The sequence below is a fragment of the Tessaracoccus zhenghani genome, assembly GCF_055326325.1.
The window spans coordinates 435,208-453,736 of sequence record NZ_JBUZNQ010000001.1 but is presented as its reverse complement, the minus strand read 5'-3'; the positions used below and the strand labels follow the sequence as shown (position 1 = coordinate 453,736).

Here is an 18,529-nt window from a genome sequence, read left to right as displayed (position 1 = left end):
AAGATGACCACTGAGGAGCGCCGTGTCGTGATGGGGGCGGACTTCGCCGGTTTCCCCCTGAAGGAGCATGTGAAGAAGCACCTGGAGGAGAAGGGCTGGACGGTCACAGACCTGACCCCGCTCAAGGATGGGCTCCCCATGTACCACCGGGTCGGGTTCATGGTCGGGTCCAAGCTCGCCGAAGGCGAGTTCACCAAGGCGCTGGCCTTCTGCGGCACCGGCATGGGCATCCATGTCGCCGCCAGCAAGGTGCCGCACGTGCACGCCGCCGTCGCCGAGACGGTGCACAGCGCCAAGCGCGCCGCTGCCGCCAACAACTGCAACCTGCTGGCGATGGGCGGTTTCTGGATCGCTCCGCGCCTGGGGATGGCGATGGCCGACGCGTTCCTCGAGACCGAACTCGGCGACGGTTACGAGGACTGGGACGGGTTCTACGACTACCACCGCATCGGCTACGACGAGTGCGAGAACTTCGACTACGAGGCCTACAAGGCCAACGGCTTCCAGGTGGTGGACCCGCAGGAGGCGGATCTCGGGCCGGAGCCCGAGCGCCTGTCGTTCTAGGCTGTCACCCCGCCAGCCAGGTCACCGCATTCCCGAACAGACGGCCGTACCCGGCCCACGCCATGAACTCCTTCGGCGCCCAGTGCGGCGAGATGTCAGAGGCGTAGGCCAGGGTGCGGCCGGCCCCGATCTGACGCACCACCAGCAGGGGCCGCCCCTCGACCTCCGCCAGCACGGTGGCGTCCTCGCGCGCCGTGAGCTTCTGGTAGCCGAGGATCGCGGGCCAGGTGCCATCGAGGCCGCGGGTCACGTCATGGTCCGCGACGACGACGGTGCCCTCCACCCCTTCCGGTGCTTCCACGCGGTCGTCGTAGGGGAGGATCGTGACGGGGAGGACCTCTTCGACGGCGGTGTCGTGGTAGTTGGCCTTGGCCTGGAAGCCCTGGAAGCTGAGATAGCCGCCCGCCATCATCAGGCCGCCGCCGCGCAGCACCCACTCCCGGAGCAGTTTCAGCCGGTTGGGCGCCCTCCGTCCCTCTTCGAAGACGACCGGCGGCAGGAGCAGGGTGTTGGCGCCGACGTCGGAGAGGATCACCACGTCGTAGGCTTCCAGGCCCTCCAATGTGAGGGGGAAATCCGTGGCCACGTCGTGGGAGCGCAGGTGGGTGACCTCGTGCCCCGCCTCCGCCAGCGCCACGAGCAGTTCAGCGCAGCCGATGTGGACCTGCGTATGGGGGAAGACGTCGTAGCCCTTGTGGTCGTCCACGGCACTGACCCAGGACTCGCCCGCCAGTAACACCCTGCTCATGTTGCCTCCGCTCGTCTTGCCTCCGCTCGTCATTGAACTGGCTCTCAGGCTAGCGGAGACACGTAGAGTCGGAGGGGTGCTGGTTCCCCGCGACATCCTGTTCACCCACCTGGGTGCCGACGCCCTGGCGGCCCTCGACCTCGTGGCCCGGGAGGCCCGGGGTCTGCTGGGCGCCCACCTCACGGTCGACCGCGAACCGGGGCCGGTGACCCTGCGGATCACGGAGGTGGAGGCGTACGCGGGGCCGCACGACCCGGCCTCGCACGCCTACCGCGGCCCCAACCCGCGCAACGCGGCGATGTTCGGCCCACCCTGGCACGCCTACGTCTACCGGCATATGGGGCTCCACACCTGCTTCAACATCAAGGTGGGACCTGAGGGCACGGCCACCGGTGTGCTGGTGCGCGCCGGGGAGGTCGTCGAGGGAGTGGACACAGCGCGTGCCCGCCGCTCCGCGCAGGGGCGGACCCGCACCGATCACGACCTCGCCGCAGGCCCGGCCAGGCTCACCGTGGCCATGGGCATCACGCTCGCGGACACCGGGGCGCCGCTCGACGGCTCCACCGGGCTGCTCCTGAGCCCCCGCACCGGCCCCGCGCCCGTGGCAGTGTCCGGTCCGCGCGTGGGCATCAGCGTGGCCACGGATTACCCGCTGCGGTTCTCCATCGCCGATGACCCCACCGTCTCCCGCGGGCGCGCCTAGTCGGGCCCCCTGGCCGATCCTGATCCCCTACGGGTGAACACCGACTGCCTGTCGGGTGGGACGACTCTGGGCCTTTGGGTGAGGGGGTCCATGATGACCTTCCACTGATCGGATCGCCGGTACCTGTCCGGTTCGACCTGGGAGTGGTGGAAGGGACACAACAACGCCAGGTTTCGGAGCGAGGTGGCACCGCCGGCCCACCAGGGGATCACGTGGTGGGCCTCGCATGAGGCGTCGGGTTTGCAGCAACCGGGGAAGATGCAGCCCTTGTCGCGGATTGTCAACGCCCGTCGCATCGCCGGGGTCACCAGCCGCTGCGCCTGGCCAACGTCCAGCACCTCGGAGCGGCCACCCAGGACGGCGGGCATCACGTCGGCGTCACACAGCAGCCGCCGCAGGTCCCCTGCCGCGACCTGCTTCCCCTCAGGCAGGAGCCGGGCTTCCTCCGCCTGCCCCCGCAGCTCCTGGAGCGTCATCTCAACGACAACTCGTGGCCGGTCTCCGGAGGCGACCGGCCTCTCTCTGTGGTCGGCGACCAGGGCGAGGAGGGCGTCGGCGCGACGCTGCCCGGGGGTCCGGTTCAGGTCCAGCACCCGCTGGGATCGGATGTCCGAGGCGCTGGCCCTGGCCCCTGCCAGCCCGGCCAACCGGCGGCGCTGGGCGCGGCGATCACGCTCGACGTAGCCCTCCACCAGTTTCAACAGTGGCACGGCCTCGAGTTCGGGTAGGCAGCCGTGGAACTTCACCGCACCCGCACCGTCGTCCGAGTAGTCGAAATACCGCCTGGCCCTGGCGCGCTCCGCCTGGGCGGCCAAGTGCTCCTGCGCCGACTCCCGTGAGGGGAGCAGTTCCGGCGCCACCTCCGCCAGCACCAAGGGCGCGATGTCCCTCAATTTGCGTGGTGTGGCGCCGATCTCCAGCGCCCTGCCGACGTAGGCCTCTTCGACCTTGCGTTGAATCTCCACCGGCAACTCGGGGAGTGTGGCCATGCCCTTGGCCACCGCGACGGCCTGCTTCGGTGAGATATTGCCGGCCAGGGCGGCGTCGCGCACGGGTTCGTGTCTGCTGATCTCCGCCGCCTGAAACACCTGACCCGCTGCATCCCGTGAATCCAGGCCCTCCGTCGTGGAGATCAACGCGGTCAGTTCCGTGCCGGTGGCCTCCCGCGCAGACCTGCGGCGGTCCACCTCGCTGGTCACCGTCGATGCCAAGGCGGAGAACCGGTCCGCCAGGTTGCGGGCCAATTGCATCAGCCCCACCAACTCCGCCGCGGTCAACCCCTCGCGCTCGCTGTGATCGATCGACGACAACGCCTCCCGGGCGACCTCCAGGGCCCCCTGAGTACTGCGTCGATTCACGTGCATGTTCTAAAAGATAGAGCCCCCGGCGATCTTCACAAGGGCTATCGATGCAGCTGTGGATAACTCCAGGACCGGCTAGGACTGGAAGGCCACGATCCGCTCGATCGCCTCAGCGATCGCGGGGGCGCCGGCAGCGAACGACAGCCGGACGGTGCGGTCACCGAGCACGGTGTCGAAATCCCGTCCAGGCGTCACGGCGACCCCGGTAGCCTCCAGCAGCGCCGAGGCGTAGGCCCCAGAGTCGGCCCAGCGCTCCAGCTGCGGGCCGAGGTCCGCGTAGTAGTAGAAGGCGCCGTCCGCTGGCGCAGCCACGCCCCAGTTCAGCCGGTCCTCCGCGGCCAGCAGCAGCCCGCGCGCCCCCGCGAACCCGGCGACCGCGGCGTCGCACTGCGCGTAGGACTCGTCGGTGAATGCCTCGAGCGCCGCGTACTGCGCCGGTGCCGGGGGACAGAGGGCGAGGTTGCCGGCCAGCGCGTCCACCGCGGGGGCCAGGTCGGCAGGCAGCAGCAACCACCCGATCCGCCAGCCCGTCATGCCCCAGTACTTCGAGAACGAACTCACCACGACGGCGTCCCCACTCAGTTCCCAGGCGGAGGTGCCGCGGTGGCCGCCGACGGGGTACGTCACGCCGTGGTAGATCTCATCGCTGATCAACCGCACGCCTTCGGCCCGGCACCAGTCCACCAGGGCCGCCAGTTCGTCGCGGCTGACCATGGTCCCGGTGGGGTTGGCAGGGGAGGCGAGGATCAGCCCCTGCAACGGCCGTTCAGCGTGTGCTGCGGCGAGCTGCTCGACGGTCGGCTGGAACCGCACGTCGGGGCCGCACTCGATGTCGACCACCTCGCACCCGAGGGACGTGAGGATGTTGCGGTAGGCCGGGTAGCCCGGGCGCGCCAGCGCCACCCGGTCACCGGCCTCGAACGCGGCCAGGAAGGTCAGGAGGAAGCCTCCTGATGAACCCGTGGTGACTGCCACCTGGGCAGGGTCGATGTCCAGCCCGTACCAGCGTCGGTAGTGCTCTGCGAGGGCCACGCGCAGGGGCCAGATGCCCAGCGCCGAGGTGTACCCGAACACCCGCCCCGAAGCATGGAGCGTTGCCGCGGCGCGATTGACGGCCGCTGGCGCACCGCCCGCGGGTTCGCCGGCGCAGAGGGAGATCACATCGCGGCCGGCGGCGCGCATCGTGGCGACCTGGTCCAGGACGGTCATCACCTCGAACGGTGGCACTGCAGAGCGACGGGAAGGCATGCAGCAGAGCGTATCGCGCGGGCATTCTAGGCTGTTATTGTTGATAATCGGTGGATTTCCACCCGTGTCGATTCTTGGGGGGCAAGATGACCACATCCGAAGGTGCAGTTGTATTGGCGTTGCCGCAGTTCCTGGAACTGTTGGCCTCTGGGGAAGAAGGCCGGCTCGCGCTCAGCCTGCTGGGTATGACGCCGGAGGATCTCCCGCTGTCGCCGGCCGTCTCCACGAACAGCGCCCGAGGGCTGGAACGCCAGCTGGCCTCGACGGTGGCGGCAGCCACCGAGCACCTGCAGGTCATCGCGCCGCTGGGCGAGACCCAGTCGATCTTCGCCTTCCGGTACGAGGATTCCTGCGCCGTGTTCCTGATGGGCCAGGAGGAGACGCTCGGGCTCAACTGTTCGGTCACTGAAGCCGGAGAGCTTGTGGACCGCACCATCGAGAAACTCCTGACGGCCCGGGTCGACTGGAGCGTCTGTTGGCATTCGGACGACGCGCTGCACCAGGTCGACGTCAACCCGGACGGCACCGTCGCGGGTGAACCGCAGGTGAGCCTGGAAGAGCTGGTGGCGGCCTTCGCCGCCTGACCCCGTCCGCACAGAAGGGATAGGGTGCTGCCCAGACAGGTGGCGAACTGGGTGCAAATCCCAGGCTGACCCGCAACCGTGACCGGAGTCCCGCACTCCGGCGAGCCGGACCAAAACCTGTTCCAGGAATCAGTACTCGCCGCGGACAGCGAGCTGCGTCCGGTGCGGCTCTGCTGCCCTGGTCACGCTCGTCGCGAGAAGGACAGGCCATGAAACACGCCACCATCATCAAACGCGCCCTCGTGGGCGCCCTCACCCTCGCCCTGGGGCTCTCGCTCCCACCGGTCGCCCGGGCCGACACCGAGTTCACCTTCACGGACACGGACGTGCTCGAATGCATCTACGACGACAACGTCTGGGTCCTCGTTGACCCCGGGGTCGGTGAACTCCTGGGCGGCTGCGCGACGGAATTCGCCACCGGTTCAGCCGCACTTGCCTCAGCCGGTTTCACGGTGGACAACCCGTCGTTCGTGAAGGTCATCAACGGCATCCGGGCCGATTTCGTGCTCGACGGGCAGTGGTGGACCTACTGGCACCGGCACTGGAGTGACGACTCCGGCTGGGGAAGCTGGACGTTCTCCGACCTGGGTGCCGGCAGCTACACCCCCGAGCCCGGAAGTGTGGAGGGCTGGTCGGTGTCGCCGTCGTCGGTGTTCGGCGGGGTTGCTCCGCGCTGGGCCGGCTACGCGCCCGGCGAACTGCCGGACCCCGCACCGTTCGCCCCGGTGATCGAGGCCCAGCCGGTGGATGTGGTCACCGAGACCGGGTACGACGCGCGGTTCACCGTAGCGGTGAAGGCACGGCCCACGCCTGTCATCACCTGGGAGTCCTCCACCGACGGCGTCGCCTGGGTCCCCGTCGACGGCGCCACAGGCGCCACCCTCACGCTCGCCTCCGTCGCGTTGGCCGATGACGGCCGCCAGGTGCGTGCAGTGGCAACGAACGAGGCCGGGACGCTGCGCAGTGAGCCTGCAGGCCTGACCGTGACCGACCCGACGGCGGTGGAGGTGCCGGACGCGAAGTTCCGTCTGTGCCTGACCGACCGGCTCGGGATCGTGGCTGACAAGCCACTCTCGCAGAAGCTCCTGACTGGGCTGACCGGTGAACTGACCTGCGCCGCGTCGAAGTACCGCACCATTACGGACGTCACCGGCGCTGACCACCTCACCGGGATCTCGTCGCTGTCGATCAGCGGACACAAGGTGGCGGACCTGACGCCGCTCAGCGGGCTTAAAAACCTCGAGACGCTCACCCTGACGGGCAATGGCCTGACCGACGTCTCGGCGCTGGCCGGCCTCACGGGGCTGACCTCCCTGTGGCTGGCGACCAACCAGATCGCCGACGTCACGCCGCTGGCTGGGCTGACCGATCTGACCTCGCTCATGCTGAATTCCAACGCAGTCTCCGATGCCGGCGCGCTGTCATCCCTGCTGCGGCTGAAGACCGTGGGCCTCAGCCGTAACCAGTTGACCAGCGTCGGCAACCTGGTGAGCGACTCGATCGGCGACCTGACCATCGACGCCAACTCCATCGCCGAGCTGGACCTCTCCGGGATGCCCAACCTCACCCGGGTGGTGGCGCACGACAACGGTTTCTCCTCGCTCGAGTCGCTGCGTGGGCTCACGTCGTTGCAGACCTTCGCCGCCCAGGGCAACCAGATCTCCGATCTGGCTCCGCTCAGCGGGTTGCCTTCCCTGACGTCGCTGCTGGTGTCGAAGAACACGATCTCGGACGTCACGCCGCTGGCGGCCTTCGACTCGCTCACCTCCCTCGACCTGAGCAGCAACGCCATCGTCGACCTCAGCCCGCTGCAGGACCTCGTGGTCACGGATGCGAGCAAGGTACGGGCGCGCTACCAGAGCGTGGAGCAGCAGGTGGACACCGGCCGAGCCGTGAGCGCGACGTCCATCACGCACCTCGACGGGACGGACGTGGCCCTGACGCTGCCCGCCACCGTCAGCCGCACTCTCGGCGGGCGGCTGGTGTTCGAGGAGCCGGGGGCGTACACGCTCACCTGGAACAGCACGGTGACCGGCCGGGGTACCTTCGCGGGCTCCGTGCTCGTGACGGCCGTTGATCCGGTACCCGTCCCCACGCCCACCGTGACCGCCACAGCCATGGTCACTGAGACCGCCACACCGGAGCCGGCGCCCACCGTCACCGCCACAGCCGTGGTCACTGAGACCGCCATGCCGGGGCCGGCGCCCACCGTGACCGCCACGGCGGTGGTCACGCACACCGTGCAGGCGACGGCTGGGCGCACCGCCCCGTACACGCTGCCCGGGCTCCACGACGTGGGAGGCCGGCGCTGGTACACCGACTGCGAGACCTACTCGGTCACGGAGCGCTGCCGCACCGACATCTGGGCCACCACCGTGACCCAGATGGACGGCCGGTACGAGGTGCGCCAGGGCTGGGCGTTCAACAACCTCACCTACCTCCCTGTGGAACGCGCGGTCTGGGAGGGCAACCCCCTCGCGCGCACGGGCGAGTGGCGGGCCTCCGACGGCCGGGACTGGCGAACCGAGTGCGACACGGCCGCCACCGGCCATGGCGCCTGCCGCTCCTACGTCCGGGCGACGGCGGTGTCGGCCGAGCCCGGACCCGCCGGGGCCTACCGGTTCGAGCAGCACACCGGCTGGCGCCTGAACAACATCGTGTTGTTCAGCTGATCAGACACAGGACGTGGGCGGCTCGGAGAGACACTTCGGGCCGCCCATCCCGTTTCCGGTACGATTGCCCCCATGCCACGCGTCGTTGTCAACGTCATGCCCAAGCCCGAGATCCTGGATCCTCAGGGCAAGGCCGTCACCGGTGCCCTGCAGCGTCTGGGCTTCCACGGGATGTCCGTGCGGCAGGGCAAGCGCTTCGAGATCGAGGTGGACGGCGACGTCACCCCCGAGATGCTCGCGCAGATCGGTCAGGCCGCAGAGACCCTGCTGGCCAACACGGTCATCGAATCCTTCGATGTGGTGACCGACTGATGACCCGCATCGGCGTCGTCACCTTCCCGGGGTCGCTCGACGACCACGACGCGCTGCGCGCTGTGCAACTCACCGGCGCCGAGGCCGTCCCGCTGTGGCACGGCTCGGATTCGATCGACGGCGTGGACGCGATCATCCTGCCCGGCGGCTTCTCCTACGGCGACTACCTGCGCTGCGGCGCCATCGCCCGCTTCAGTCCCATCATGGACACCATCATCGACGCCGCGAACAAGGGCATGCCCGTCCTCGGCATCTGCAACGGCTTCCAACTCCTCTGCGAGGCGCACCTGCTCGAAGGCGCCATGATCCGCAACGCCGGCCAGCAGTTCATCTGCCGCGACGAGCGGCTCCGCGTCGAGACCATCGACACCGTCTGGACCGCTGCTTTCGCCAAGGGCGACGAGATCACCATCGTGCTGAAGAACGGCGAGGGCAACTACCAGGCCACGCCGGAGACGCTGCGCAAACTGGAGGACAACGACCAGATCGTTTTCCGTTACCTGGACAACCCCAACGGCTCCGCCAATGACATCGCCGGCATCACCAACGAGCGCGGCAACGTCGTCGGTCTCATGCCGCACCCGGAGCACAACGTCGAGCCGCTCACGTCGCCCACCACGGACGGCGCGAGGTTCTTCGAGTCGGTCATCGGGTTCCTCGGCGCCCGCGTCTGACCCTTTCGGCTGCATAGACCCACCCCGGGGGATGGCGCCCAGTTCGGCTGTGTCAGACTGCTCGGAACCGGGCGGGGGTCCCGGTGATTGGGGAAATGTTCATGTCCATGCGCAAAACTCTCGCGGGGATCGCCGCAGCCGTCATAGCGACGGCGGGGCTACTGGTCCCGGCGCCCGCACAGGCCGCCACGGGCGACGTGTACTCAACGCCCGGTGTACAACTCATCAACGACCGCTACTGGCAGACGGGGTGCTCCAACTACTCGGCGACCATCATCCGGTGCACCACGGACATCTTCGCCACCAAGGTCTTCATGGAGAACGGCCAGTGGTACAAGCAGAACACCTGGGCTTTCAACAACCTCGCCTACCTCCCTTCGGCACGGCAGGCGTGGGCGTCGAACCCGCTGGGCACCACCGGCTCCTGGACCTCGGCCGACGGCCGAACGTGGCGTACCGAGTGTGACACCGCGACCACCGGCCGGGGCGCGTGCCGCAACTACATCGTCGCCACCGTCGCCTCGGAGACCGGGGGAGTCGTGAAGCAGGAGACCAAGGAGGTCTTCAACTCGATGGTGCGCTTCTCCACCTCCACGGTGCCCGCCGTGACGATGATCCCGGCCCCTGCGCCGTACCTGGCGCCGCCGGCTCCAGGCCCCAAGCAGCTCCTCAGCGCAGCTGTCGCGCCCAAGCCGGCGGCGATCGCAGCTCCCGTCACGGTGGCCCCGGCGCCGACGTCGGGGTCCGCCTCGCCGAATGGCTGGAACTGCCCGTCGGCATATCCCATCAAGGGCAACGCGAACTCGATGATCTACCACATGCCCGATCAGCGCTACTACAGCCGCACGCAGCCCGAGGAGTGCTTCGCGACGCGTAGCGCGGCAGAGGCGGCCGGGTACCGGGCAGCCAAGGTCTGAGCGGGGCCCTGTCGGAGAGCTCTGACTGACACTGCTCGCCGCGGGTCAGCAACTGCCCGGCCAGCGGCAGGGCGGCATACGGCGCTGGTGCAGCGCCTCTTCCGCGTCGGCACCTTGCAGATCCCGTCGCCGCCCTGCGACTGCTCGTTCGTCATGTCTGGCCTTTTCGCAGGGGAAGCGACGTCAACATCGACATCGCGATCTCTCGTCCGACCTCGCGCAGGAGCCTCGCCGCCTCGCGCATGCTCTCCTCCCGGCTGGTGGCCCGGTCGGTGAGCGCGTAGAGAGCGGTGAATCCTGCTTCCTGCCGTTGTTCGTCGTCGAGCAGGGACCTGCCGCAGACGATCACGGCGGGCACCCCGGCTTTCTTGGCGGCGGCGAGCACGCCCATCGGGGCCTTGCCGCCCAAGGATTGCTCGTCCAGGCTGCCCTCGCCGGTGATGGCGAGATCCGCCCCGACCAATGCCTGAGGCACGCCCACGAGCTCCGCCACGAGTTGGGCCCCCGGCCGGGATTCAGCCCCGAGCCCAGCGAGGGCCGCGAAGCCGACCCCGCCGGCCGCCCCCGCGCCCGGGAGCAGATCCGCTCCTGGCGGGAACCCGATGGCCTCGCCGAGGAGGTTCGCCCAGCGCATCAAGGCGTCGTCGATGACGGGGATGGCGTCCGGGGTCAGGCCCTTCTGGGGCCCGAACACGGCAGCGGCGCCTCTGGGTCCGCAGAGCGGGTTGTCCACGTCGTTGGCCAGCACAAGACGCGTGGCGGCCAGCCGCGGGTCGAGCCCTGAAGCGTCGACCAGTGCGAGGTCGGCCAACTGGCCGCCACCGGGACCCACGAGGGAGCCATCGGCGGCAAGGAGCCTGACCCCGAGGGCTTCCAGCATGCCTGCGCCACCGTCGGTGGAGGCGGAGCCGCCCACGCCGAGGACGATGGTGCTGGCCCCGGCATCCAGTGCTTCGCGCACCAGTTCTCCGGTGCCGAACGACGAGGCCCGGAGACCGTCGCGTTCAGCTGCGGGGATGAGTTCGAGGCCGGAGGCCGCCGCCATTTCGATGACGGCCTCCGAATCGCGAAGTGCCCAGTGGGCGTTGACTCCGTGGCCGAGTGGGCCGCGCACCATGGCGGTGCGCCGCTCGTAACCGGCCGCGATGGCCACCTCGACCGTGCCCTCCCCGCCGTCAGCGACGGGGAGGGACACGATCTCTGCGCTTTCACCCATCACGTCGCGGATACCCGCGGCGATGGCCTCGACAACCTCATGCGCGGCCAGGGAACCCTTGAATTTGTCGGGGGCGATGACGACCAACACGAAGGCCTCCTCAGCCGCCGGCGGGCGACGGTCCGTGGGTCTCGATGTGGAACTCGATCTCCGTCATCTGGACGTCGATACGCAGGTGGATGAGTACCGGGCCATGGTGGGTCTCCTTAGTGGGTGCGACGGTTGTCGTCGTGGACGGTCGGGCTGGGGCGAGCGGCTCAGCTCTTGCCGGCCAGGTCCCGCGCGAGTTTCAGCAGAGCCGAGTGGTCCAGCGATCCGTACCCGCGCTGGCGGGCGGAGTTCATAAGCTCGGCGACGATCGCGCCGACGGGGAGGATGACCCCCGCCTCACGGGCCGCAGAGGTGACGATTCCAAGGTCCTTGTGGTGCAGGTCGATGCGGAACCCCGGAGTGAACTCGCCCTTGATCATCGAGGCGGCCTTGCGGTCGAGGACGCGGTTCCCGGCGAGGCCACCGGCGAGTACCTGGACGGCGGCTTCGAGGTCGACGCCGTGGGCCTCGAGGAATACGAGCGACTCGGCCACGAGCTGGATGGTGCCGGCCACGATGAGCTGGTTGGCAGCCTTCACCGTCTGGCCGCTACCGGCCGGGCCGACGTGCACAATGGTGGTACCGACGTCCTCGAGCACGGGGCGGGCCTCCTCCACCACGCCCGGGTCGCCGCCCACCATGATCGACAGGTTGCCCTCGACCGCACCGGCCTCGCCGCCCGACACGGGGGCGTCGATGGCGCGGATGCCGGCTTCCGTGGCTTGTTGCGCGAGGCGCTGGGCGACGTCTGGACGGATGGTGGATGTGTCGATCCAGATGGCGCCCCGCTTCGCGTTGGCGAACACTCCCTCGTCACCGGTCACCACGGCCTCGACGTCGGGAGAATCCGGCACCATGGTGATGATGACGTCGGCGTCCTTCACTGCCTCGGCGACGGACGTGGCGCCCCGGCCGCCTTCGGCGGCGAACTGTTGCACCTTCCCGGGGCTGCGGTTGAAGGCGACGACGGTGTGGCCCGCCTTGACGAGGTTCCTCGCCATGGGGAGCCCCATGATGCCCAGGCCGATGAATGCGATGTTGGTCATGAGAAGGCCTTTCGAAGAATGGGTGGGAGCGGGTCAGATGCCGGGGAGGACGCCCCGGCCGACGAAGGCGAAGGGCTCGTCGGCCTGCTTGTACTCAAGGCCGATGTGGCCGTCGTAGCCGAGTTCCTTCGAGCGTTCGAGCCAGGTGGCCAGCGGGAGGCTGCCCGTGCCGGGGGCGCCCCGGCCGGGGAAGTCGGCGATCTGGATGTGGCCGAAGTCGGCTGCGTGGTCCTCGATCACGGCGGCGACGTCGTCATCGTTGGCGGCGAGGTGGAAGAAGTCGGCGAGCAGCTTGACGTTGTCACGACCGACTTCGGCGATGACTGAGAGCACATCGGCGGCGGTCTTCAGGCGGTAGCCTTCGGCACCCGACACGGGCTCAACGAGCACGGTGCCACCGATCCGGTCGACGACGTCCGCAGCTTTGCGGAGCATCTCTACGGCGTGCGCGTCCTGTTCGTCCGGGGTGTAGGCGTCGTCGCGCAGGCCGTACAGCGCGTTGAAGGCGCGGCAGCCGGTGCGCTCCCCGATGCCGGCGACCACGTCCAGGTTGGCGACGAACTCATCCTCTCGGCCCGGGAGTGACACGAGGCCACGCTCACCCGCCGCCATGTCCCCGGCGTTGAAGTTGAGGCCGGTGAGCTGCACGCCCGCGTTGCGCAGCGAGGCCTCGAAGGCCCCGATCTCGGCTGCACGCGGGATGGAGGTGGCGAAGGGCCACCAGAACTCGACCGCATCGAATCCCGCGTCCCGTGCTGCCTGCGCGCGCTCGAGCAGCGGCAGCCCGGTCAGGAGGATGGAGCAGTTCACGGTGTAGGACCTGAGACATCCTCGTCTTTCGCCATGGAAGCATCCCTTCTTCTAGGGAAACCCTAACCGCACCCCCGAACCTGAAGTACCCCCTGGCGCCGGGCCGATCCCACTGGGCGATACTGCTCCACACCGGAGGCGCACGCCGAGGTGGCGCGATGCTCACGTCTAGACTCAGGCTCCATGTCGTCTGCGAACCTCAGCCAGCAGGAAACCGCCCACCGTGCCACCACCGTCGAGGTGCACGCCTACCACGTCGAGGTCGACGTGCGGGACGCGGTCGATCCGGCGCACCATGACTTCCCCGTCGTGGCGCTCCTGTCCCTTACCGCATCAGAAGGCGAGACGTGGCTCGACTTCATCGGCGAAGTGGACCGCCTCCTCATCGACGGCGAGCCGCAACCCGTGCAGTATGACGGCGCTCGGCTCCGCCTCGCCGACCTGCCGGTGGGTCGTCGCTGCGAGGTGCTGGTCGAGGCGCGCGCCCGCTATTCCCGTACGGGCGAGGGCCTGCACCGCTTCGTGGACCCGGTGGACGGCGAGACCTACCTCTACACGCAGTACGAACCCGCCGACGCGCGGCGCGTCTTCCCCACCTTGGAGCAGCCCGATGTGCGGGCGCCCTTCACCTTCGCGCTCACCGGGCCGGAGGGCTGGTGGTTCGGCTCCAATCAGCCCGAGGCGACCCGGGCACAGGTCGCCGACGGTGTGGTGCGGGTCGATTTCGAGCCCACGCCGACGCTGTCGACGTACATCACCTGCCTCTGCGCCGGCCCGTACCACCGGGTGAGCACTACCTGGACGGGCGCTCGCGAACCCGGGGAGCCTTCAGGAACCGGGGAACTTGAACTCGGGCTGCTCTGCCGCAGGAGCCTCGTGCAGCACCTGGACGCCGAGGAACTGTTCCGCGTCACCGGGGCCGGCCTCGACTGGTTCACCGAGCACTTCGGCCCGTACCCGTGGGGCACCAAGTACGACCAGATCTTCGTGCCCGAATACAACCTCGGCGCCATGGAGAACCCGGGGCTCGTCACGTTCACCGAGCAGTACCTCTTCCGCTCCACGCCCACGCCGGCGCAGCTGCAGGGGCGCGCCAACACTGTGCTTCACGAGATGAGCCACATGTGGTTCGGCGACCTCGTGACCCCGCGCTGGTGGGGCGACCTGTGGCTGAAGGAATCCTTCGCCGAATTCATGGGCACCCACGTCTCTGTCGAAGCCGCGGGCTTCGACGAGGGCTGGGTCAACTTCGCCACCCAACGCAAGGTGGGCGCCTACCTCGCCGATTCCATGCCCACCACCCATCCCGTGGTCGCCGACATCCCGGACCTCGAGGCGGCCAAGACCAACTTCGACCGCATCACCTATTCCAAGGGCGCCTCCGCCCTCACGCAGCTGGTGCACTTCGTCGGCCTCCCCGCGTTCCTCGCGGGCTCGCGTCGCTACTTCAAGGCGCATGCCTTCTCCTCCGCCACGCTCGCGGACTTCATCGACGCGTTGGCCGCCGAGACCGACCGGGACCTGAGCACCTGGAGCGCGGCCTGGTTGCAGACCGCAGGCCACGACACGCTGAGCGCCACGGTCCTCGCCGAGCCGGACGATGGCACCGTGCGCGAACTCGTCGTGCACCGCGACTTCTTCGGCGCGGGCGACACCGACGCGGGCCGGCCCCACGCCACCACGGTGGGCCTCTACCGCCTGATGGGGGACCGGTTGGAGCTCGACAGCCGCCACGACGTGGTGCTCACCGCCGGTGAAACGCCCGTGGCTGCCGCCGTCGGCCGGCCGCTGCCGGACGCCGTGCTGCTCAACGACCTGGATCGCACCTTCGCCCGGGTCGCCCTCGACGAGACGTCGCGCGGCTACCTGCTGGGCCACGTCGGCGACCTCGAGCCGCTTCCGCGGGCCGTCGGCTGGACCGCGCTGTGGCAGGACGTCCGCGCCGGTGACCTGGAGCCGGGTGCCTTCGTCGCATCGGTGCTGGGGGCTGGCGAGCGGCAGACCGGCGTGCTCGCCTCGCTGCTCGAGCGCGCCTTCGTCGCGGTGTCGCGGTACAGCACCGACCCGCGCCTGGCCGAGCAGTGGCGCGACGGTGCCCGCGCGGCCACCGGAGCCGCAGAGGCCGGCTCCCCGGAGCAGTTGCTCTGGGCCCGCGCGTACCTCCGCGGCGCCGCGCTGGCCGCCCAGGACGTGCGGTGGGTGCTCGACGGTGGGATCGACGGGCTCGAGCTCTCGCCCGATCTCACCTGGCTGGCGTGGCAGAGCCTCTCGACGCAGGGCGCCGCCACCGATGCCGAACTCGATGCCGCGTTGGCGGCCGACGACACCGCGGCCGGGCGCACGGCGCGCCTGCGGGCCTGGGCTTCGCGCCCGGAGGCGGCGGTGAAGGAGGAGGCGTGGCGCCGGGCGCACGCCGTCGACGGTGAGACCAACGACGCCGTCGATGCGCTGCTGGCGGGCTTCACCGCACCCGGCCAGCGGGAACTGAGGGAACCGTACGCTGGACGGTACTTCGGCTCTCTCGAGCAGGTGTGGCGCGACCACCCGATTGAGATCGCCATGCGGCTCGTGCGGGGCGGGTTCCCGGAGGGCGGGCACGCGGCGGGCCGTGACTGGCTCGCCGCGCACCCCGCCGCCCCGGCGACCTTGGTGCGACTCGTCCGCGAGGAGATCCACGAGGACGAGATCGCCACCTCGGTCAGGGGTCAGCGCTTACCGCGGCCCTTGCTGGGACCGTTGTAGTCGCGGGGATCGTCGATGCCTTCCGCACGATCGATCGTGAGCGGGGCGGAATCCCACGTCTCCCAGTGGTCCGGGTTCGAGGGGTCGCCCAGCGCCTTGAGCACGCGGACCTGGAGGACATAGCTGCCGTCGGCAACGGTGCGCAGCTTGCCGTTTCCGCTCTGGTTGCCCTGATAGGTGCCGTCCCACGCGATGGTGGCGAGGCCGCCGAAGCGGCCGAGGTCCACCTCCGTGGCGTAGTTGAGGTAGTTCGCGTGCACCTTCTCACCGCGGGTGCCGTCCGGGTTCGCCCGGTAGACGTCGACGTACAGGCCCGACACGGGGTAGGCGAGGTACAGCGCGATGCGCGGGATGTCGCCGTCGGCGAGCGTGAACGTCTGCCACGGCTCGGCCACGGAGAGAACGCCCTCGTCGTCGATGTAGGTGAGCGCCGCGAACTCCAGTGAGGTGAGCGACTGGTAGTCACCGGCCAGACCCGCGAACGGGATCACGAGGTCTTCGCTCCCCGACGTGAGCGTGATCCAGCCGCCGTAGATGGCGCCGTCGAGCTCCGCTTCGAAGCTCTCGTCGATGGTCACTGTGGCGGTGGCGCTCTGACCGGCCGGCACCATGAGGCTGGCGGCGGAGAATGTGACGTCGGCCTCGAGGATGTAGAACCCGAGAGAGTCGGTCGACTCGCCCCAGGTGCCCACGCCGTGTTCCACACCGAGGTCGTAGGTCAGGTCACGGTCGGAGGTGTTGGTCACCTTGATCGTGGTCGTGACCGGTCCGGCCGCGCTCTCGCCCAGCGAGATCTTCTGCGGCTCCACGAAGGTCGCCGTGGTGATGGCGTGCGGGATGTCCACGAGGCCGCCGCCCTGGCGGTGCACCGGTTCGGCCAGCCCGTACTGGGGCAAGAGGCCCCAGATGAAGGGGTCAGCAGTGGTGGTGAGCAGCGTCCGGACCTCGTACGGATCCAACTGGGGGCGGGCCTCCAGCACGAGCGCCGCGGCGCCAGCCACATGGGGGGCTGCCATCGACGTGCCGCCCAGCGTCGCGTAGCTGCCTTCCTCCAGCGGGTAGGTCGAGTAGATGCTGCCGCCGGGGGCCGACACATCGGGCTTCAGCGTCAGATCTGCGGCCAGGCCGTAGGAGCTGAAGTCCGACTGGTAGCCGCCCGTGGGGTTGTCGAAGCGCTTCTGGTCCTTGGAGAACGTGATGCTGGTGGCGCCGGCAGCGGCTTCGGCCGCCAGGACCGTACCGTCGGCCTGGAGCAGGCTGATGGCGGGGATCGTGATGGGTGTGGTGCCCTCCACCGTCATGTTGATGATGCCCGAGGCGTTGTTGTAGATCAGCACGGCGTCGTAGCCGGCGTTCTGGGCGTTGAGCGCCTTCTCGTGGAAGGTGCAGCCGCCGCGCTGGATGAGCAGCGCCTGGCCGTCCGCGCCCGCCGCCTCGATCTCGGCGGGCACGCAGGCGGTGACCGGGTCGGCGTTGACCAGCGCGAACGTGGTGCCGGGCTCCGGGGCGGGAGAGCCTGTCGCGGTCATGTAGGCGAGCTCGGTGCCTGCGGTGGAGGTCAGGTAGTTCGCCATGTACTGCTCGTTGTCGACCGAGCCGACGGAGATCACGTTGTGCGCGACGGAGGGCGCGCCGCCGGAGAAGGTGCCGCTGGCGCCGGAGTTGCCCTGGGAGATGACCATGACCACGCCGGCGTCGACGAGGCGGTCCGCAGCCTGCGCAGTGGGGTAGCTGGGCCAGGTCTGCAGCGACGCGCCGAGGCTCATATTGATGACGTCCATGCCGTCTGCGTACGCGCGGTCCATGGCCTCGATGATGATTTCGGAGCTGGAGGAACCGTCGCAGCCGAAGACGCGGTAGGAGCCGAAGTCAACCTCAGGGGCGACGCCGGTGACCTCACCGTCGGCGCCCACGATGCCCGCCACGTGCGTGCCGTGCCCGCCGCAGTCGTCGGGCCAGCGGTCACCGACGGGCGTGTTGATGGCCGGGTCGTCGCTGTTCGCGTCGTAGGCGTCGCCGACGAAGTCCCAGCCCCACTTGACGCGCTCACCGGGGAAGTCCCTGGTCTCGTCGTTGGTGCCGGACCCCCCGAAGTCGGGGTGGTTGTAGTCGATGCCGGAGTCGATGATGCCGACCTTGATCCCGGCGCCGGTGTAACCCAACTCCTGGTTGGCGACATCTGCGCCGGTCATGGTGCGCGCGTAATTGATGGCGGGGCTGGCGGCCGCGTCCTGGACGGGCTTGTCCACCTGGACGACGGCGTAGACCCCGCGTACCCCGGCCAGCGCGTCGAGCTTGCTGGCGTCGGCGGCGCTCGCGGTGACGGCGACGCCGTTCCACGTGGCGGTGAAGCGCTTCGGCTGCTTCAGCGCGATGCCCTCGGCCTTGGCTGCCGCCATGACCTTGTCCTGGGCCTGTTTGGCGGCGCCGGCGGTGCCGCCGGCGATCTCGGGGGCCCCCTCGACCTCGACGAACCAGCGACCGCTGACGACCTCGTCGCCGAGAGCTGCCAGCTGTTCCTCGATGGGGGGTGCGGGGGTGGTGGGGGTGGTGGCGATGGGTGCCTGCCCGGGTGCGGCCATGGCAGTCCCGGCGCTGAGCGCGACGGTGGCTGACAGGAGACCCACACCGAAGGCCCGCGCGCAGCGGGCGGCGAATGGATGCGACATCCAGTTCTCCTCCTGGTAAGGCTCCACGACTACTTCGTCGTGGAGAAGGGAATGGGTCATCATGCAGGACGAGGGGGTCAGTCTCTCCCCATGCCGATCGGCGCAGGTGGGCATTCCACCCCTGGGGGTTAGGGGCGCCCTCGCTGAGCACGGGCGACGGTTCCGAGCGCGGC

Annotated in this window: 15 protein-coding genes; 8 read left to right on the top strand and 7 right to left on the bottom strand. The window is 69.3% G+C overall.

Features of this window, described 5'->3' with window-relative positions:
• Positions 1 to 3 precede the first annotated feature (3 nt).
• On the top strand, positions 4 to 564 hold the full coding sequence (locus ACZK4S_RS02005; RefSeq protein WP_463643197.1) for an RpiB/LacA/LacB family sugar-phosphate isomerase: 561 nt from the start codon (positions 4 to 6) through the stop codon (positions 562 to 564).
• A 4-nt stretch (positions 565 to 568) separates the two neighbouring features.
• Here the strand turns inward: ACZK4S_RS02005 and ACZK4S_RS02000 are convergent, their stop codons facing one another.
• Complete coding sequence (locus ACZK4S_RS02000; protein WP_076062013.1) at positions 569 to 1,312, bottom strand: glutamine amidotransferase; 744 nt, start codon at positions 1,310 to 1,312, stop codon at positions 569 to 571.
• 76 nt (positions 1,313 to 1,388) lie between these two features.
• Here ACZK4S_RS02000 and ACZK4S_RS01995 point away from each other — a divergent pair, with 76 nt between their 5' ends.
• Positions 1,389 to 2,015 (top strand): DNA-3-methyladenine glycosylase, encoded by a 627-nt coding sequence (locus ACZK4S_RS01995; protein WP_463643196.1) that lies wholly within the window; start codon positions 1,389 to 1,391, stop codon positions 2,013 to 2,015.
• On the opposite strand, the gene ACZK4S_RS01990 is transcribed toward ACZK4S_RS01995, so the two are convergent.
• Together ACZK4S_RS01990 and ACZK4S_RS01985 are read right to left on the bottom strand one after the other, a co-directional pair.
• The gene (locus ACZK4S_RS01990; RefSeq protein ID WP_463643195.1) at positions 2,012 to 3,379 is read right to left on the bottom strand and encodes an HNH endonuclease signature motif containing protein; all 1,368 of its coding nucleotides are present in this window, start codon (positions 3,377 to 3,379) and stop codon (positions 2,012 to 2,014) included. The two genes, ACZK4S_RS01995 and ACZK4S_RS01990, sit on opposite strands and share 4 nt — an antisense overlap.
• Before the next feature lie 72 nt (positions 3,380 to 3,451).
• Positions 3,452 to 4,624 (bottom strand): pyridoxal phosphate-dependent aminotransferase, encoded by a 1,173-nt coding sequence (locus tag ACZK4S_RS01985; RefSeq protein WP_076062017.1) that lies wholly within the window; start codon positions 4,622 to 4,624, stop codon positions 3,452 to 3,454.
• 86 nt (positions 4,625 to 4,710) lie between these two features.
• On the opposite strand from ACZK4S_RS01985, the gene ACZK4S_RS01980 reads away from it, so the two are divergent.
• From ACZK4S_RS01980 to ACZK4S_RS01960, 5 genes are all read left to right on the top strand, one after another.
• Positions 4,711 to 5,208 carry a hypothetical protein gene (locus ACZK4S_RS01980; RefSeq protein ID WP_143570973.1) on the top strand — a complete coding sequence of 166 codons (498 nt, stop codon included), beginning with the start codon at positions 4,711 to 4,713 and terminating at the stop codon, positions 5,206 to 5,208.
• Between the two features lie 209 nt (positions 5,209 to 5,417).
• Entirely contained in the window at positions 5,418 to 7,880 is a 2,463-nt protein-coding gene (locus ACZK4S_RS01975; RefSeq protein WP_463643194.1) for a leucine-rich repeat domain-containing protein, read from the top strand.
• A 72-nt stretch (positions 7,881 to 7,952) separates the two neighbouring features.
• Complete coding sequence (purS, locus tag ACZK4S_RS01970; protein WP_076062023.1) at positions 7,953 to 8,192, top strand: phosphoribosylformylglycinamidine synthase subunit PurS; 240 nt, start codon at positions 7,953 to 7,955, stop codon at positions 8,190 to 8,192.
• Complete coding sequence (purQ, locus tag ACZK4S_RS01965; RefSeq protein ID WP_076062025.1) at positions 8,192 to 8,866, top strand: phosphoribosylformylglycinamidine synthase subunit PurQ; 675 nt, start codon at positions 8,192 to 8,194, stop codon at positions 8,864 to 8,866. Before purS ends, purQ begins: the two co-directional genes overlap by 1 nt.
• A gap of 107 nt (positions 8,867 to 8,973) precedes the next feature.
• On the top strand, positions 8,974 to 9,783 hold the full coding sequence (locus ACZK4S_RS01960; protein ID WP_143570974.1) for a sunset domain-containing protein: 810 nt from the start codon (positions 8,974 to 8,976) through the stop codon (positions 9,781 to 9,783).
• Positions 9,784 to 9,934: 151 nt separating this feature from the next.
• On the opposite strand, the gene ACZK4S_RS01955 is transcribed toward ACZK4S_RS01960, so the two are convergent.
• The 3 genes from ACZK4S_RS01955 to ACZK4S_RS01945 all read right to left on the bottom strand — a co-directional run bounded on the left by ACZK4S_RS01955 (position 9,935) and on the right by ACZK4S_RS01945 (position 12,945).
• Complete coding sequence (locus ACZK4S_RS01955) at positions 9,935 to 11,089, bottom strand: glycerate kinase (RefSeq protein WP_463643193.1); 1,155 nt, start codon at positions 11,087 to 11,089, stop codon at positions 9,935 to 9,937.
• 167 nt (positions 11,090 to 11,256) lie between these two features.
• Complete coding sequence (locus tag ACZK4S_RS01950; RefSeq protein WP_463643192.1) at positions 11,257 to 12,135, bottom strand: 2-hydroxy-3-oxopropionate reductase; 879 nt, start codon at positions 12,133 to 12,135, stop codon at positions 11,257 to 11,259.
• A 33-nt stretch (positions 12,136 to 12,168) separates the two neighbouring features.
• Positions 12,169 to 12,945 carry a hydroxypyruvate isomerase family protein gene (locus ACZK4S_RS01945; protein ID WP_463643191.1) on the bottom strand — a complete coding sequence of 259 codons (777 nt, stop codon included), beginning with the start codon at positions 12,943 to 12,945 and terminating at the stop codon, positions 12,169 to 12,171.
• A 183-nt stretch (positions 12,946 to 13,128) separates the two neighbouring features.
• On the opposite strand from ACZK4S_RS01945, the gene pepN reads away from it, so the two are divergent.
• Positions 13,129 to 15,687, top strand: coding sequence for an aminopeptidase N (gene pepN / locus ACZK4S_RS01940; protein ID WP_463643190.1), 2,559 nt, complete (start codon positions 13,129 to 13,131; stop codon positions 15,685 to 15,687).
• Here the strand turns inward: pepN and ACZK4S_RS01935 are convergent.
• Positions 15,651 to 18,356, bottom strand: a complete 2,706-nt coding sequence (locus ACZK4S_RS01935; RefSeq protein ID WP_463643189.1) for a S8 family serine peptidase — start codon at positions 18,354 to 18,356, stop codon at positions 15,651 to 15,653. The genes pepN and ACZK4S_RS01935 overlap by 37 nt on opposite strands.
• Positions 18,357 to 18,529 lie beyond the last annotated feature (173 nt).

Coding starts and splice junctions, on each gene's coding strand:
- ACZK4S_RS01985 (WP_076062017.1), bottom strand. CDS start 4,624: ATGCCTTCCCGTCGCTCTGCAGTGCCACCGTTCGAGGTGATGACCGTC.
- ACZK4S_RS01950 (WP_463643192.1), bottom strand. CDS start 12,135: ATGACCAACATCGCATTCATCGGCCTGGGCATCATGGGGCTCCCCATG.
- ACZK4S_RS01935 (WP_463643189.1), bottom strand. CDS start 18,356: ATGTCGCATCCATTCGCCGCCCGCTGCGCGCGGGCCTTCGGTGTGGGT.
- ACZK4S_RS01975 (WP_463643194.1), top strand. CDS start 5,418: ATGAAACACGCCACCATCATCAAACGCGCCCTCGTGGGCGCCCTCACC.
- ACZK4S_RS01990 (WP_463643195.1), bottom strand. CDS start 3,379: ATGCACGTGAATCGACGCAGTACTCAGGGGGCCCTGGAGGTCGCCCGG.
- purQ (WP_076062025.1), top strand. CDS start 8,192: ATGACCCGCATCGGCGTCGTCACCTTCCCGGGGTCGCTCGACGACCAC.
- ACZK4S_RS02005 (WP_463643197.1), top strand. CDS start 4: ATGACCACTGAGGAGCGCCGTGTCGTGATGGGGGCGGACTTCGCCGGT.
- ACZK4S_RS01960 (WP_143570974.1), top strand. CDS start 8,974: ATGCGCAAAACTCTCGCGGGGATCGCCGCAGCCGTCATAGCGACGGCG.
- ACZK4S_RS01980 (WP_143570973.1), top strand. CDS start 4,711: ATGACCACATCCGAAGGTGCAGTTGTATTGGCGTTGCCGCAGTTCCTG.
- purS (WP_076062023.1), top strand. CDS start 7,953: ATGCCACGCGTCGTTGTCAACGTCATGCCCAAGCCCGAGATCCTGGAT.
- pepN (WP_463643190.1), top strand. CDS start 13,129: ATGTCGTCTGCGAACCTCAGCCAGCAGGAAACCGCCCACCGTGCCACC.
- ACZK4S_RS02000 (WP_076062013.1), bottom strand. CDS start 1,312: ATGAGCAGGGTGTTACTGGCGGGCGAGTCCTGGGTCAGTGCCGTGGAC.